The 14,436-nt window shown below is 67.2% G+C and carries 16 protein-coding genes; all 16 read right to left on the reverse strand.

The features are described 5' to 3' along the window. Positions 1–35 precede the first annotated feature (35 nt). The gene (purH, locus tag AC2VLV_RS00075; RefSeq protein WP_486988052.1) at positions 36–1,586 is read right to left on the reverse strand and encodes a bifunctional phosphoribosylaminoimidazolecarboxamide formyltransferase/IMP cyclohydrolase; all 1,551 of its coding nucleotides are present in this window, start codon (positions 1,584–1,586) and stop codon (positions 36–38) included. A gap of 44 nt (positions 1,587–1,630) precedes the next feature. Next, positions 1,631–1,876: a helix-turn-helix domain-containing protein gene (locus AC2VLV_RS00080; protein ID WP_013107110.1), complete on the reverse strand. Its 246-nt coding sequence runs from the start codon at positions 1,874–1,876 to the stop codon at positions 1,631–1,633. 27 nt (positions 1,877–1,903) lie between these two features. Continuing rightward, entirely contained in the window at positions 1,904–2,953 is a 1,050-nt protein-coding gene (gene dusB, locus AC2VLV_RS00085) for a tRNA dihydrouridine synthase DusB (protein ID WP_486988053.1), read from the reverse strand. 189 nt (positions 2,954–3,142) lie between these two features. After that, positions 3,143–3,361 carry a DUF1289 domain-containing protein gene (locus AC2VLV_RS00090; protein WP_486988054.1) on the reverse strand — a complete coding sequence of 73 codons (219 nt, stop codon included), beginning with the start codon at positions 3,359–3,361 and terminating at the stop codon, positions 3,143–3,145. Further along, a complete protein-coding gene (locus AC2VLV_RS00095; RefSeq protein WP_486988055.1) occupies positions 3,358–3,858 on the reverse strand; it encodes a YbaK/EbsC family protein in 501 nt (166 codons plus the stop codon). Before AC2VLV_RS00095 ends, AC2VLV_RS00090 begins: the two co-directional genes overlap by 4 nt. A 41-nt stretch (positions 3,859–3,899) precedes the next feature. Continuing rightward, positions 3,900–4,898, reverse strand: coding sequence for a hydroxymethylglutaryl-CoA lyase (locus AC2VLV_RS00100; protein ID WP_486988056.1), 999 nt, complete (start codon positions 4,896–4,898; stop codon positions 3,900–3,902). Between the two features lie 13 nt (positions 4,899–4,911). Further along, entirely contained in the window at positions 4,912–5,862 is a 951-nt protein-coding gene (locus AC2VLV_RS00105; RefSeq protein WP_486988057.1) for an NAD(P)-dependent oxidoreductase, read from the reverse strand. Further along, positions 5,859–7,949 (reverse strand): acetyl/propionyl/methylcrotonyl-CoA carboxylase subunit alpha, encoded by a 2,091-nt coding sequence (locus AC2VLV_RS00110; protein WP_486988058.1) that lies wholly within the window; start codon positions 7,947–7,949, stop codon positions 5,859–5,861. The genes AC2VLV_RS00105 and AC2VLV_RS00110 overlap by 4 nt, the downstream gene beginning before the upstream one ends. 39 nt (positions 7,950–7,988) lie before the next feature. Beyond that, positions 7,989–8,666, reverse strand: a complete 678-nt coding sequence (locus tag AC2VLV_RS00115; RefSeq protein WP_486988059.1) for a DUF4126 domain-containing protein — start codon at positions 8,664–8,666, stop codon at positions 7,989–7,991. Then, on the reverse strand, positions 8,663–9,700 hold the full coding sequence (bioB, locus tag AC2VLV_RS00120) for a biotin synthase BioB (protein ID WP_486988060.1): 1,038 nt from the start codon (positions 9,698–9,700) through the stop codon (positions 8,663–8,665). Before bioB ends, AC2VLV_RS00115 begins: the two co-directional genes overlap by 4 nt. A gap of 26 nt (positions 9,701–9,726) precedes the next feature. Beyond that, positions 9,727–10,527, reverse strand: a complete 801-nt coding sequence (locus AC2VLV_RS00125; RefSeq protein WP_486988061.1) for an enoyl-CoA hydratase/isomerase family protein — start codon at positions 10,525–10,527, stop codon at positions 9,727–9,729. Continuing rightward, the gene (locus tag AC2VLV_RS00130) at positions 10,524–10,838 is read right to left on the reverse strand and encodes a DinB family protein (RefSeq protein WP_486988062.1); all 315 of its coding nucleotides are present in this window, start codon (positions 10,836–10,838) and stop codon (positions 10,524–10,526) included. Before AC2VLV_RS00130 ends, AC2VLV_RS00125 begins: the two co-directional genes overlap by 4 nt. Next, positions 10,826–11,227, reverse strand: coding sequence for a type II toxin-antitoxin system VapC family toxin (vapC, locus tag AC2VLV_RS00135; RefSeq protein WP_486988063.1), 402 nt, complete (start codon positions 11,225–11,227; stop codon positions 10,826–10,828). Before vapC ends, AC2VLV_RS00130 begins: the two co-directional genes overlap by 13 nt. Further along, positions 11,224–11,562, reverse strand: a complete 339-nt coding sequence (locus AC2VLV_RS00140) for a type II toxin-antitoxin system VapB family antitoxin (protein ID WP_486988064.1) — start codon at positions 11,560–11,562, stop codon at positions 11,224–11,226. Before AC2VLV_RS00140 ends, vapC begins: the two co-directional genes overlap by 4 nt. A gap of 43 nt (positions 11,563–11,605) precedes the next feature. Continuing rightward, positions 11,606–13,213, reverse strand: coding sequence for a carboxyl transferase domain-containing protein (locus AC2VLV_RS00145; protein ID WP_486988065.1), 1,608 nt, complete (start codon positions 13,211–13,213; stop codon positions 11,606–11,608). An 8-nt stretch (positions 13,214–13,221) separates the two neighbouring features. After that, positions 13,222–14,436, reverse strand: a 1,215-nt coding sequence (locus AC2VLV_RS00150) for an AMP-binding protein (protein ID WP_486988066.1), incomplete at its 5' end; no start/stop codon positions are given.

Raw genomic sequence — 14,436 nt, forward strand, 5'->3', positions numbered from 1 at the left:
CCCGCGAACGGGTGAGGCCGGCTCCAACCCCGCACTCAGTGCCGGAAATGCCGCATGCCGGTGAGCACCATGGCCATGCCGTGTTCGTCGGCGGCTTTGACGACTTCGGCGTCGCGCATCGAGCCGCCGGGCTGGATGACGGCCTTGATGCCGGCCTGCGCCGCGTTGTCGATGCCGTCGCGGAAGGGGAAGAAGGCGTCTGAGGCCATCACCGAGCCGGGAACGGGCAGGCCGGCGTGCTCGGCCTTGATGGCGGCGATGCGCGCGGAGTTGACGCGGCTCATCTGCCCCGCGCCGACGCCGATGGTGGCGTTGTCCTTGGCGTAGACGATGGCGTTGGACTTGACGAACTTGGCCACCCGCCAGGCGAACAGCAGGTCGCGCATTTCTTCCGCGGTCGGCTGGCGCTGGCTGACCACCTGGATGTCGCCGGACAACAGCAGGTCGGCGTCCTGCACCAGCAGTCCGCCGTTGACGCGCTTGTAGTCCAGCCGCGCACCGGGCTGCGCAGGCCACTGGCCGCATTCAAGCAGGCGGACGTTCTTCTTGGCCGCGCAGATGTCGATGGCGGCCTGCGTCACCTTCGGGGCGATGATGACTTCGACGAACTGCCGCTCGACGATGGCCTGCGCGGTGGCGCCATCGAGTTCGCCGTTGAAAGCGATGATGCCGCCGAAGGAGGATTCGGGGTCGGTTTTGTAGGCACGCTCATAGGCGTCCAGCAGGGACGTGCCATAGGCCACGCCGCAGGGGTTGGCGTGCTTGACGATGACGCAGGCGGGCGCGGTGTCGAACTGCTTCACGCATTCCAGCGCGGCGTCGGCGTCGCCGATGTTGTTGTACGAGAGCTCCTTGCCCTGCAGCTGCCGGGCGGTGGCGATGCTGGCCTCGCGCGCGCCCGGCTGGACGTAGAACGCCGCGTTCTGGTGCGGGTTCTCGCCGTAGCGCAGATCTTGCTGCTTGACGAAAGACAGGTTGAACTGACCGGGGAAGGAAGTACGCGTGCCGTCGTCCTTCAGCGCCGACAGGTAGTTGGAGATGGCCGCGTCGTATTGCGCGATGCGGTTGAACGCCGCGACCGAGAGGCGAAAGCGCGTGGCGTCGCTCACCTGGCCCGCCGCGCGCAGCTCAGCCACCGCCACGGCGTAGTCGGCCGGGTCGGTGAGCACGGCAACATGGTGATAGTTCTTGGCGCCCGAACGCACCATGGCCGGGCCGCCGATGTCGATATTTTCGATGGCTTCATCGAGCGTGTGCGGTTTGGCCACCGTGGCCTCGAAGGGATAGAGGTTGACGCAGAGGATGTCGATGGCGGGCAGGCCGTGCGCGTCGGTTTGCGCCACGTGCTCGGGCAAGTCGCGTCGCGCCAGCAGGCCGGCATGCACCTTGGGATGCAGAGTCTTCACCCGGCCGTCGAGCATTTCCGGAAAGCCGGTGTAGTCGGCCACCTCAAGCACCGGCAGACCGGCGCCCTGCAGCATCTTGGCGGTGCCGCCGGTGGACAGCAGGCGCACGCCCAGGGCGTGCAGATCGCGGGCGAAGTCGAGCACGCCGGTTTTGTCGGAAACGGAAATCAGGGCTTGCATGGAAGTCTCGGTGAATGGAAATGGGCGGGTGCGGCCGGGGTGGGTCAGAGCAGCTTGTGTTCGGCAAGCTTCTTGCGCAGGGTGTTGCGGTTGATGTCGAGCCAGCGCGCCGCGAGCGACTGGTTGCCCTCGGCATGCTTCATCACCGTGGCCAGCAGCGGTTTTTCCACCGCGGCCAGCACCATGGCATGAATGCCGTGCGGCTCGGAGCCGCCGAGGTCGTTGAAATAGGCCTCGAGGCTATCGACGACACATTGTTCGAGCGTGGTTTTGCGGGGAACGGCTGGCATGGCGGGATGCGAGTGAACGGGACGGTTTCAGGCCGCCAGCGGCGCGACTGAACCGGAATCGAGGAAGCCGCGCAGCGCCGCGAGTTGCTCGGCTGCGCTGCCCAGCGTGTTGAATTGACGGCGGAAGGTCTCGCCTTCGGGCAGGGCCGCAACGTACCAGCCCACATGCTTGCGCGCGGTGCGCACGCCGATGGCTTCGCCGTACAGCGCATAGTGGTCGTCGAGGTGGGCGAACAGCCAGTCGCGCCATTGCTCGGGTGCGGGGTCGGGCAGCACGATGCCCTCAGCCAGATAGGCGGCTATCTGGCCGAACAGCCAGGGCCGGCCCATGGCGGCGCGGCCGATCATCACCGCGTCGGCGCCGCTTTGCCGCAGCACGGCGGCGGCCTTCTGCGGCGAGTCGATGTCGCCATTGGCCACCACCGGAATGCCCACGCTGCGCTTCACTTCGGCGAGCGTGGCGTATTCGGCTTCGCCGCCATAGCCTTGCTCGCGGGTGCGGCCGTGCACCACCAGCATGGCGGCGCCTGCGGCTTCGGCCCTGCGGGCGATGCGTGGCGCGTTGCGGGCGCTGGCGCACCAGCCGGCGCGCATTTTGAGCGTGACCGGGGCGTCGAACGGGCGGGCGGCCGCTACCGCAGCCTCCACCAACCGCGCGGCGAGTTCTTCGTCCTGCATCAGGGCAGAGCCAGCCCAGCGGTTGCACACCTTCTTCGCCGGGCAGCCCATATTGATGTCGATGATGTCGGCGCCGCGCTCCAGGTTGTAGCGAGTGGCCTCGGCGATCTGCTCGGGGTCGGTGCCGACGATCTGCACCGCGATGGGCGCGGCCTCGCCGTCGTGATTGGCGCGCCGCGAAGTCTTGAGGGTGTCGCGCAGATCGGCGCGCGAGGTCACCATCTCGCTCACACAGTAGCCCGCGCCGAGTTGCCGAGCCAGACGGCGGTAGGGCCGGTCGGTCACCCCGGCCATGGGTGCGGCGAACACGCGGTTGGGCAGCAGGTGCCGCCCCAGACGCAGGCCGCCCGCGAGCCCGGTCAAGGGTGCGGAGGCAATGAGATCGGCGGGGTTGGACATGGGCGCGGCGAGCAGTGTGCGAGCAGAAGGCGGGCAACGTCTGCGCTGCCGTTTTTTTGAGCAGATGATTTTAGGCGATCCGGCTGGCCGCCAGCCCGGAACCGGCTCTCAAGGAAACGCAGGGTCGCCCCAAGTTTCCTTGAACCCCACGGGGGGCGGGCTGGGCGCAGCCCGGCCCTGGGGGCTCTCTCACCGTGCGCTGACGGTCCTGGGCTTGAGCGCGATGGGCTGCTCGGGGACTAGCCCCTGCGAGCGCCGTTCGGCGATGCGCGCCCAGACGGCGCGTTTGCCCGCGTCATCCAGATTGGACCAGTCGCTGATTTCCTGCAGGGTGCGGGCGCAGCCCAGGCAAAGCCCGCTGGCGGCGTCCAGCGTGCAGATGTTGATGCAGGGGGAGGGAACCGTCATTGCGGCACCCGCGTCACCGGGCTCGGCGCAACGCCAAGCCAGCGCGGCAGATCATCGGGCCGCAGGGCAAAGACCGCATGCGGATGGCCCGCCGCCGCCCAGATGCGGTCAAAGCGCCAGAGGCTGTCGTCCACCAAGGCGATGGGCGGCTGGGTGTGGCCCACCGGGCTGACCCCGCCGATGGCGAAGCCGGTGGCGGCGCGCACGAAATCGGCATCGGCCCGCGCGAGCTTGCCCACCTGCGCGGCCACGGCCTTTTCGTCCACCCGGCGATCACCGGCGCAGACCACCAGCACCGCACGGCCGCTGTCGACATGGCGGAACACGATGGACTTGGCGATCTGCCCCAGCGCCACGCCGAGGGCGTCGGCCGCCTGCTGCGCGGTGCGGGCGGCGTCGTCGAGCATCACCGGCGGTTCGGCATGGCCTAGGGCGGCGAGCGCATCGATCACGCGCTGCACGGAGTCGGAAGGGGAAGGAATGGCCATTGTTTGCATGATGAAGCGGCTCAGGCGGCGCAGACGGGTTCGCCTTGCTCTCAAGGAAACGCAGGGCCGCCCCAAGTTTCCTTGACCCCCACGGGGGGCGGGCTGGGCGCAGCCAGGCCCTGGGGGCACTCAGCAGCCCATTTGGCGAGCAGCGCCTTGCCCGCGCGGCTGTTGTTCGGGCGCTGGATGGCGCGGGTGATGAAGTCGCCGGCCTCGACCACCGCGCGCAGGTTCACCCCGGTGTCGATGCCCAAGCCGTGCAGCAGGTAGAGCACATCTTCGGTGGCGACATTGCCGGTGGCGCCCTTGGCATAGGGGCAGCCGCCCAGACCCGCAACGGAGGCATGAAAGCTGGCGACGCCCATCTGCAGCGCCGCAAGAATGTTCGCCAGCGCCTGACCGTAGGTATCGTGAAAGTGACCGGCCAGCTTCTGCATAGGGAAGGCCGCCGCGCTGGCCTCGAACACGGCCCGCACCGCGCCGGGCGTGCCCACGCCGATGGTGTCGGCAATGTCGATGGAATCGCAGCCGAGATCGGCCATGCGGCGCACGACTTCGGCCACCGCTGACGGCTCGACCGCGCCCTGGTAGGGGCAGCCCAGCGCCACGGAGATGCTGCCGCGCAGCTTCACTCCCGCGGTCTTGGCGGCCTCGGCCACGGGACGGAAGCGCTCGATCGATTCGGCGATGGAGCAGTTGATGTTCTTCTGCGCGAAAGCCTCGCTCGCGGCGCTGAACACCACCACCTCGCCCACGCCGACAGCCAGCGCCGCCTCCATGCCTTTCATATTGGGCACGAGGGCTGAGTAAAGAGTGCCCGGATGGCGGCGGATGCCCGCCATCACCTCGCTGCTGCCCGCCATCTGCGGCACCCACTTGGGCGAGACAAAGGCGGCGGCTTCGACATTGGGCAGCCCGGCTGCGGACAGGCGGTCGATGAGATCAACCTTCACCGCAACGGGAACGGGGTTGGCTTCGTTTTGCAAGCCGTCGCGCGGGCCGACTTCAACGACTTCGACGAATTTGGGCAAATGGTTCAAAGTGGACATGGCAATCTCCCGTTCAATAACCCAGCCGCATGTCCACCACGCCGCCCGGTTTTTCGCCGCGTTCGATGGCGGCAATCTTGCGCATCACCTGCCCGGCGGACGGCCCGACCAGGGTCTGCGCGGCCACATGCGGAGTGACACGCACCCGCGGATGGCTCCAGAGCGCATCGGCCGGCGGCAAGGGCTCGGTGGCGAACACATCGAGCAGGGCGCTGGCCAGATGCCCGCCGTGCAGCAGATCGAGCAGGTCAGCCTGGTCGATCACCGCGCCCCGGCTGGCGTTGATGAGATGCGCTCCCTGCGGCAAGCGGCTGAGAGCAGCGTAATTGAGCAGGCCGCGGGTGTCTGCGGTCAGCGGCAACAACACCACCAGCACCCGGGTCTGCGCCAGAAATTCATCGAGGCGGTCCAGGGCGTAGATCGCGCAGCCCAGCTCGGCAGCAAAGCGCGACTGCCCGCTGCGGCTGCAGGCCAGAATGGGAAAGTCCATCGCCGCCACGCGCCGGGCGGCGGCTGCGCCCATCTGCCCCAGACCGAGAAAGCCCACGCTGAAACTGGCGCGCGGCGGCAAGGGCAGCGGCTCCCAGCGGGCCTTGGCCTGCTGCGCCGCGTAATCGGTCATGCGGCGATAAGCGTGCAACACGCCCTCGGCGACATAGTCGGCCATCTGCCGCCCCATGCCGGCGTCTTCCAGACGGATGAGCGGCACGCCGGGATGCAGGCGGTGCAGCGCCGGGGCGATGGCATCCACGCCGGCGCCCAGATTGAACACGGCGCGCAGCCCCATCTGCCCGGCGAGCCAATCGGCATCGGGCCGCCAGACCAGGGCGAATTCGGCCTGCGCGTCCGGATCGCTCGGGGCGTCGATCACGTCGATGGCCAGGCCGATTTCCTTGGCGTGCTGCATCAGCGCGTCGCGCCAGCGGCGAAACGGCTCATCCGGGTCCCAGACCGCCAGTTTCATGCTGGCGAGCCCTCGGTTTTCAACGCCTCGACGCGCAACAGCTCCACGCCTTCGCTGACCTGATCGCCCACCGCGTAAAGCACCTCGCTCACTTGCCCGGCCGACGGGGCGCTGAGCGTGTGCTCCATCTTCATCGCTTCGAGCACCAGCAGGGGGGCGCCGACCTGCACCGTGTCGCCCGCTTGCACGTGCAGGGCAATGATCTTTCCGGGCATGGGCGCGGTCAGGCGACCACCGGCCGAGCCCCCGTCGGTGCTGTCCAGATCGGCACCCAGCGCTTGCAGCGTGACCTGCTCGCCGCCCGAAAACACCTGAAAGGACGCCTCGCCCAGCCGAACCACGCTCATCTGCGCGCGCGCTTCACCCAGCGTGAGAACCAGGGCGAATTCCCGCATGCCGCGAGTTGACTGCACGGCGCGCGCGGTGCAAGCGAAGGACTGCGGCTGGAGCGAACCCGGAGTCTGGATGCGCAAGGGCTGGCCCGTCGCCGTACGCAACGTGCACGCCAAAACACCCCACGGGCTGTCGAAGCGAAACACGCGCGGCGGCAACATGCCGTTGGTAAACCCGTCGCAGATCGACCAGGGCGACCAGGGCGACCAGGCCGACCGGGGATCGGCGGTCTGCTGCGCGCGCTCGTCTTCGAGCAAGGCGCCAATCGCGGCGGCACAGGCGAAAGGCTGCGGAATGGACGGCGGCGCGAGCAACGCCTCGTGCTCGCGGGCGATCAATCCCGTGTCGAGCACGCCCCCGGCAAACGCCGCAACACCCAGCAGTCGGTGGAGAAACTGCGCATTGGTCTGCAAACCGGCGATACGGGTCGCGGCCAGCGCTTGGCGCAGCCGTCTGCGCGCCTGCTCGCGAGTCTCGCCCCAGGCGATCAGCTTGGCGATCATGGGGTCGTAGAACGGGGTGATGGTGTCGCCCTCAAACACCCCGCTATCGACTCGAATGCCCTCATCTCCCACCGCACCGAAGACGACATGCGGCGGCAACGCCAGCCTCCGCAATTGGCCGGTGGAAGGCAGAAAACCAGCCTCCGGATGTTCCGCGTAAAGCCGCGCCTCGATGGCATGCCCGCTGCAGCGCACCTCGGCCTGCGTGATGGGCAGCGGTTCGCCTGCGGCCACGCGCAATTGCCACTCGACCAGATCGAGGCCGGTGATCAGCTCGGTGATGGGATGCTCGACCTGCAGCCGCGTGTTCATCTCCATGAAGTAAAAGCGCTGCGGCACCCCGCCTTCGCTGCATTCGACGATGAACTCCACCGTGCCCGCGCCCACATAACCCACCGCGCGTGCGGCGGCCACTGCGGCAGCGCCCATCTCGCGCCGCAGGGCATCAGGCAGGCCAGGGGCCGGGGCTTCTTCGATGACTTTCTGATGGCGGCGCTGCATCGAGCAGTCGCGCTCGAACAGCCACAGCACATGGTCGTGCTGGTCAGCGAAGATCTGGATTTCGATGTGGCGCGGGTTGCGCACCAATCGCTCGATGAGCACCGCGTCGTTGCCGAAACTGCTCTGGGCTTCACGGCGGCACGAGGCCAGCGCCGCATCAAAGTCTTCGACCCGCTGCACCTCACGCATGCCCTTGCCGCCACCGCCCGCACTCGCCTTGATCAACACCGGAAAGCCGATGCGCGCGGCTTCGGTCTTGAGCAACGCCGCGTCCTGCTCCGCACCGTGATAACCGGGCACCAGCGGCACGGACGCCGTTTGCATCAGCCGTTTGGACTCGGCCTTGAGCCCCATCGCCTGCATGGCCTCGGGCGGCGGCCCGATGAACACCACCCCGGCCTCGGCGCACTGCCGCGCGAAGCCCGCGTTCTCGCTGAGAAAACCATAGCCGGGATGGATGGCTTGCGCACCGGTGTCGCGCGCCGCCTGCAGGATGCGCTCACCCCGCAGATAGCTCTGCGCCGCCTCGGCCGGGCCGATGCACACCGCCTCGTCACACGCCGCCACATGCGCCGCCTGCGCGTCGGCCTCGGAATACACCGCCACGGTACGGATGCCCAGACGGCGGCAGGTAGCGGCCACACGGCAGGCGATCTCGCCGCGATTGGCGATCAGGATTTTCGAGAACATCTCCGGTCTCCGGTTCGTGGCTTGCATGGACGCACGCCATCAATCTGGTTTGTCTCGGTACGGCACGTCGGTCGCGCCGTGCGGGGGCTGCGTGGCGACAGGTTCGGGTCTGCCGCTGAACATTCGCACCATGCGCCCTATCAGCCCGCGCACGAAATGAAAGCTCTTGCGCGCCAGCCAAACCATGACGATCAGCACCAGCACCAGGGCGATGAAAAACAGCACCGGGTGCAGCCAGGCCAGCCACAGCCCGCCCAGCACCAGCGCGTCTTCGCCCAGCGAGGCACCCACATTTGAAAACGGCTCTGGCGAAGTGTTGATCGCCGCGCGGGTGGAGAGCTTGGTGCCGTGACTCACCGCGGCCAGGCTGCCGCCCGCCGCCGCGGCGAGCGCCGCGACAAAGGTGTGATCCAGCCCGAACACACTGGCGGCAAGCACCGCCCCGGCGGGAATGCGCAGCAGAGTGGAGATGAAGTCGAGCAGGCTGTCCACACCGGGAATCTTGTCGCCGACGAATTCGAGAAAGGCCAGAAAGCCGGTGATGCCCACCGCCACCGGGCTGGCCAGGCCCTGCAGACCCGCAGGCAGTTGCACCCATCCGGCCAGGCCCGCGGCGCCAACGGCGAACATCACCAGAAAGGCCCGCAGGCCGCTGGCCCAGCCCAGCGCCGCGGCCAGCGCCAGGAGTTGCAGGGTGTCGAGTGAGGACGGGGTCATGGTCGGGATATGGGCGAATCGGGCGAATCGGCTTGCAAGGCGATCACTTTTTGCATTGGAGTGGTGGTCTGCATGGGCGAAGTTTGCGCACCGGCATGCAGGCCGAGGCGGGCGAACAGCGCGCGGTCGGCATCGACCTCTGAGTTGCCGGTGACCAGCAGGGTGTCGCCATAAAAAATGGAATTGGCGCCTGCCAAAAAGCAAAGCGCCTGAATGCCGTCGCCCAGTTCGCGCCGCCCGGCGGAGAGCCGCACCCGCGCCGTGGGCATGGTGATGCGGGCCGCAGCCACGGTGCGCACGAACTCGAAGGGGTCGAGATCGGGCGCGTGTTCGAGCGGTGTTCCAGCCACTTTTACCAGGGCATTGATGGGCACCGATTCAGGATGCGGATCGAGCCCGGCCAGTTCCGCCAGCAGGCCCGCGCGGTCGCGCCGGGTCTCGCCCATACCGACGATGCCCCCGCAGCACACCGCCATGCCGGCTTCGCGCACGGCCTGCAGCGTGTCCAGGCGCTCTTGATAAGTGCGGGTGGTGATGATCTGGCCGTAGAACTCGGGCGAGGTGTCGAGGTTGTGGTTGTAGTAGTCGAGCCCGGCGTCGGCCAGGCGCCGCGCCTGTTCGGGCCGCAACATGCCCAGGGTCATGCAGGTTTCCAGCCCGAGCGCCTTGACGCCTTCGACCATTGCGGCCACGGCGTCGAGATCGCGGTCTTTCGGTTCGCGCCAGGCCGCGCCCATGCAAAAGCGCGCGGCGCCGGCCTCTTTCGCGGCTCGGGCGTTGGCCAGCACGAGGTCGACATCCATCAGTTTGCCTGCCTTCAGGCCGACATCATGATGCGCCGATTGCGGGCAATAGCCGCAGTCTTCGGCGCAGCCGCCGGTCTTGATCGACAGCAGCGAGGAAAGCTGGATTTCGGCGGGATCGAAATGCGCGCGGTGCACCTGCTGCGCCTGCCAGAGTAGTTCGGGCAAGGGCAGATCGAGCAGGGCTTCGATGCGCGCGGACGTCCAGACGTTGGAAGGTTTCGGGGTCATGGAAAAAGGGCAGATGGGGGATTCAGTCAGCGCGCCTCGGGGTCAATCCAGTTCGGCTTGCGCTTGGCGAGAAAGGCGGTGATGCCCTCGCGTCCGTCGGTGCTGGCCCGGGCCACGGCGATGCGCTCGGCGGTGTCGGCCAGCAAGGCATCGCCCAAGGGGCGATGCGCCACTTCCGCCAGCAGCCGCTTGGCCGCGGCCAAGGCTTGGGGTGACGCATTTTGCAGCGCGGCGCACCAGCGCTGCACCTGCGCGTCGAGCGCGGCAGCGTCTTCGGCCACTTCATGCACCAGACCGATGGCCTGCGCGGTGGCCGCGTCGAGCACTTCGGCGGTCAGGGTGTAGCGCTGCGCCGCGCGCGCTCCGATGGCGCGCAGCACATGCGGCATGATGGTGGCCGGCACCAGGCCGAGCTTCACCTCGCTCAGACAGAAGCGCGCGGTCTGCACCGCCACGGCCAGATCGCAGGCGGCCACCAAGCCGAAGCCTCCGGCAAACGCATCGCCCTGCACCCGCGCGATCACGGGCTTGGGGCATTCGGCCACGGCGCGCAGCATGCGCGCGAGCTGCAGGGCGTCCTCGCGATTCTGCGCATCGGTGTATCCGGCTAATTGCTGCATATAGCGCAGATCGGCTCCGGCGCAGAACGCTGGCCCCTGCGCCGCAAGCACCACACAACGTACTTCGGCCTCCTGGCCGAGTTCGACGAAGACCGCATGCAGTGCGGCGATGGTGGCGGCGTCAAAGGCGTTGCGCACTTCGGGGCGATGAAGGGTGACCGTGACGACGGTCCCCTCGCGCTGGACGATGACGGGAGGTTCGCTCATGGCTTGGGTGCGGCTGTCGCTTCGTCACGCAGCATGTAGATCAGATCGAGTACGGGCGAGGGATGGCCCATGGCGGTGAGCGCCGCGGTGATCTGCCCGCGGTGATGCGTGGCGTGGTTGAACACATGCGCCATCGTGGCCGCGAACGGTGCGGTCATCGTCTCGCCCTTGCTGGTGGCGTAGTGGAAGGGTCTGTCGAAATCGGCCTCGGTCAGCAGCGCGATATGTTCATCGAGCAAGCGGCGCGTGGCCCAGACGTGATGGCTCGCCAGGATGCGGAAATGATCTTGCAGAGCGTTCAGTGTGGCCATGTATCGAAATCTCCGACAGATTTGAACTGCTCGAAGTCGGCGTCGCGGTGCAGCAGCGTATGGCCGTGGGTCATGCAGTAGTTGGCGAGCAGCACGTCGATGGGGCTGCGCACGGTGCGGCCCTGTGCTCGCAGACGCCGGTACAGCGCTGCTGCGCTGAGCGCGTTGGCGGCCCCGCCAATGTCCATCAGGGGCAGATCCAGCAACAGGCTTTCAGCCAACCGACGGGCTTTGTCGTTGCGAAACCCGCGCAGCACTTCAAACACCACCAGATCGGCCGATCCAATCGAAACGTCCCCACCCTCCAGCCAGTGCACCAGTTGCAGGCGCTGCGGGGTGGGCGCTTGGTTGAAGAAGTCGATCCAGACGCTGGAGTCCACCAGAATCATGGTTTCTTCCGGGCTTTTGCGGTCAGCGTCGGAGGCGCCGACTCTTGACGCACCGGCGCCTTCACGCCTGTTTGGCCTCGCTCTGCCGCATCAATGGTGCGGTCGTACGGTTCGCCGGCTGCCTTCAACGCCTGCTGCTCCGCCCGCCAGCGGGCCCACCCTTCGTCGGAGTCGTCCCACTGAAGCTGCCCCTGCAAAGCCAGCAAGCCGTCGTAAACCTTGCGCCGCTTGAGCATGCGCAAGCCCTCTTCCACCGCCTCGCGTTTGGTCTTGAAGTCGCCGTAAGCCATGACATCCGCCATGAGCTCGTCGTCGATCACGATGTTCGTCCGCATGCCGAACCCCTTCTATGTGTATTAAACAAGAAAATTGTACACATCACATGCGGAACAGTCCAAACTTCGTCTCGGGGATGGGTGCGTTGAGTGCGGCCGACAGGCCCAGCGCCAGCACGCGGCGGGTGTCGGCCGGGTCGATCACGCCGTCGTCCCACAGCCGCGCAGTGGCGTAATAGGGGTGGCCCTGAGCCTCATACTGGCTGCGGACGGGCGCCTTGAAGGCTTCTTCTTCCTCTGCGCTCCAGCTGCCGCCCTTGGCCTCGATGCCGTCGCGCCGCACGGTGGCGAGCACGCTGGCGGCCTGTTCGCCGCCCATCACGCTGATGCGGGCGTTGGGCCACATCCACAGTTGGCGCGGGCCATAAGCGCGGCCGCACATGCCGTAGTTGCCCGCGCCGAAGGAGCCACCGATGATCACCGTGAACTTGGGCACCTGAGCGCAAGCCACGGCCGTGACCAGCTTGGCGCCGTGACGGGCGATGCCTTCGTTCTCGGCCTTGCGGCCGACCATGAAGCCGGTGATGTTCTGCAGAAACAGCAGGGGAATGCGGCGCTGGCAGCACAGCTCGATGAAGTGCGCGCCCTTCACCGCACTGTCCGAAAACAGGATGCCGTTGTTCGCCAAAATGCCCACGGGCATGCCGTGCAGATGCGCAAAGCCGCACACCAGCGTGGCGCCGAAGCGGGCCTTGAACTCGTCGAATTCGGATCCATCCACGATGCGGGCGATGACCTCGCGGGCGTCGAAGGGCTTGCGCGCATCCAGCGGCACCACGCCGTACAGCTCGCTGGCTGCATACAGCGGCTCGCGCGGCGGGCGCAGATCCACCGCCGCGCGCTCGGCCGGGCGCAGCCGCGAGACGATGCGCCGGGCGATGTCGAGCGCGTGCGCGTCGTTCTGCGCCAGATGGTCGGCCACGCCCGACAGCCGGGTGTGAACGTCGCCGCCGCCCAAGTCTTCGGCGCTCACCTCCTCGCCAGTGGCGGCCTTCACCAGCGGCGGGCCGCCGAGAAAGATGGTGCCTTGATTGGCGACGATGACCGACTCGTCGCTCATGGCCGGCACGTAGGCGCCGCCCGCGGTGCACGAGCCCATGACCACCGCGATCTGCGCGATGCCCTCGGCGCTCAGCGTCGCCTGGTTGTAGAAGATGCGGCCGAAGTGGTCGCGGTCGGGAAACACCTCGTCCTGGTTGGGCAGATTGGCGCCGCCCGAATCGACGAGGTAGATGCAGGGCAGCCGGTTTTCGCGCGCGATGTCTTGCGCCCGAAGGTGCTTTTTGACGGTCATCGGGTAATAGGTGCCGCCCTTCACCGTGGCATCGTTGCAGACGATCACGCATTCGCGCCCGCTCACGCGCCCGATGCCGGTGATGATCCCGGCTCCGGGCGCCGCGTTGTCGTACAGACCGTGGGCGGCCAGCGGAGAAAACTCCAGGAAGGGCGAGCCGGGGTCGAGCAAGGTTGCCACGCGTTCGCGCGGCAACAGCTTGCCGCGGGCGACGTGCTTGGCACGGGCGGCCTCGCCGCCGCCTTCGGCCACACGGGCCTGGCGCGCGCGCAGGTCGTCCACCAGCGCCTGCAGAGCGGCGGCGTTGGCGGTGAACTCGGCGCTGGGCGGGTTGAGTCGGGTATCAAGAATGGGCATGGGGGTCTTCAGGCGGTGCGGTCGGGGTGGAGCCCGAGTTCTTGCTGCATGGTTTCGCGGATCTTGAACTTCTGCACCTTGCCGGTAATGGTCAGTGGAAAGCTCTGCACAAAACGGATGTAGCGCGGAATCTTGTAGTGCGCGATTCTCCCTTTGCAGAAATCGCGGATGTCGTCTTCGGTCGGCGCGGCGTCGGCCTTGGGGATGATCCAGGCGCAAAGTTCCTCCCCGTACTTCGGGTCGGGCACGCCGACCACCTGCACGTCCTGCACCTGCGGATGGCGGTAGAGAAATTCTTCGATCTCGCGCGGGTAGATGTTCTCGCCGCCGCGGATCACCATGTCTTTGATGCGGCCGACGATGTTCACATAACCTTGCGCATCCATCACCGCCAGGTCGCCGGTGTGCATCCAGCCTTCGGCGTCGATGGCCTCATGCGTCTTCTCGGCGTCGCCCCAGTAGCCGTGCATCACCGAATAGCCCTTGGTGCAGAGCTCGCCGGTGGCGCCGGGCGCCACGGTTTCGCCGCTTTGCGGATCAACGATCTTCACCTGCAAATGCGGCTGCACCTGGCCCACCGTACTCACCCGCTTGTCCAGCGGAGTGTCGGTGGAGCTTTGGCAGCTCACCGGCGCGGTCTCGGTCATGCCGTAGGCGATGGTGATCTCAGACAGATGCATGTCGCGCACCACCCGCTTCATCACCTCGGTCGGGCAAGGGCTGCCGGCCATGATGCCGGTGCGCAGGGTGCTCAGATCGAACTCGGCAAAGCGCGGATGATCGAGCATGGCGATGAACATGGTCGGCACGCCGTGCAGCCCGCTGCAGGCTTCGTCCTGCACGCACTCCAAGGTGAGCAGCGGGTCGAAGCCGTCGTTGGGATAGACGATGGTGGCGCCGTGCGTCAGACAGGCCAGGTTGCCCAGCACCATGCCGAAGCAGTGGTACAGCGGCACCGGAATGCACAGCCGATCTTCGGCGGTGAGCTTCATGGCCTCGCCGATGAAAAAACCGTTGTTCAGGATGTTGCTGTGCGTGAGCGTGGCGCCCTTGGGAAAGCCGGTGGTGCCGCTGGTGAACTGGATGTTGATGGGCTCGTGCGCATGCAGCGTTGCCGCAGCCTCGGCTACCGCCGGGTCATCGGCGCTGCCGCGGGCGAGCCAGTCGGCAAAGCGCAGCATGCCGGGTTCGTCGGCCTCGCCCAGATGCACCACCAGTTTGAG

The sequence above is a fragment of the Thiomonas sp. TH-17 genome (genome assembly GCF_057473305.1).

Excerpts from the sequence above, each read along its gene's own strand:
- purH (WP_486988052.1), bottom strand. The coding sequence starts at position 1,586 with ATGCAAGCCCTGATTTCCGTTTCCGACAAAACCGGCGTGCTCGACTTC.
- AC2VLV_RS00080 (WP_013107110.1), bottom strand. The coding sequence starts at position 1,876 with ATGCCAGCCGTTCCCCGCAAAACCACGCTCGAACAATGTGTCGTCGAT.
- dusB (WP_486988053.1), bottom strand. The coding sequence starts at position 2,953 with ATGTCCAACCCCGCCGATCTCATTGCCTCCGCACCCTTGACCGGGCTC.
- AC2VLV_RS00090 (WP_486988054.1), bottom strand. The coding sequence starts at position 3,361 with ATGACGGTTCCCTCCCCCTGCATCAACATCTGCACGCTGGACGCCGCC.
- AC2VLV_RS00095 (WP_486988055.1), bottom strand. The coding sequence starts at position 3,858 with ATGCAAACAATGGCCATTCCTTCCCCTTCCGACTCCGTGCAGCGCGTG.
- AC2VLV_RS00100 (WP_486988056.1), bottom strand. The coding sequence starts at position 4,898 with ATGTCCACTTTGAACCATTTGCCCAAATTCGTCGAAGTCGTTGAAGTC.
- AC2VLV_RS00105 (WP_486988057.1), bottom strand. The coding sequence starts at position 5,862 with ATGAAACTGGCGGTCTGGGACCCGGATGAGCCGTTTCGCCGCTGGCGC.
- AC2VLV_RS00110 (WP_486988058.1), bottom strand. The coding sequence starts at position 7,949 with ATGTTCTCGAAAATCCTGATCGCCAATCGCGGCGAGATCGCCTGCCGT.
- AC2VLV_RS00115 (WP_486988059.1), bottom strand. The coding sequence starts at position 8,666 with ATGACCCCGTCCTCACTCGACACCCTGCAACTCCTGGCGCTGGCCGCG.
- bioB (WP_486988060.1), bottom strand. The coding sequence starts at position 9,700 with ATGACCCCGAAACCTTCCAACGTCTGGACGTCCGCGCGCATCGAAGCC.
- AC2VLV_RS00125 (WP_486988061.1), bottom strand. The coding sequence starts at position 10,527 with ATGAGCGAACCTCCCGTCATCGTCCAGCGCGAGGGGACCGTCGTCACG.
- AC2VLV_RS00130 (WP_486988062.1), bottom strand. The coding sequence starts at position 10,838 with ATGGCCACACTGAACGCTCTGCAAGATCATTTCCGCATCCTGGCGAGC.
- vapC (WP_486988063.1), bottom strand. The coding sequence starts at position 11,227 with ATGATTCTGGTGGACTCCAGCGTCTGGATCGACTTCTTCAACCAAGCG.
- AC2VLV_RS00140 (WP_486988064.1), bottom strand. The coding sequence starts at position 11,562 with ATGCGGACGAACATCGTGATCGACGACGAGCTCATGGCGGATGTCATG.
- AC2VLV_RS00145 (WP_486988065.1), bottom strand. The coding sequence starts at position 13,213 with ATGCCCATTCTTGATACCCGACTCAACCCGCCCAGCGCCGAGTTCACC.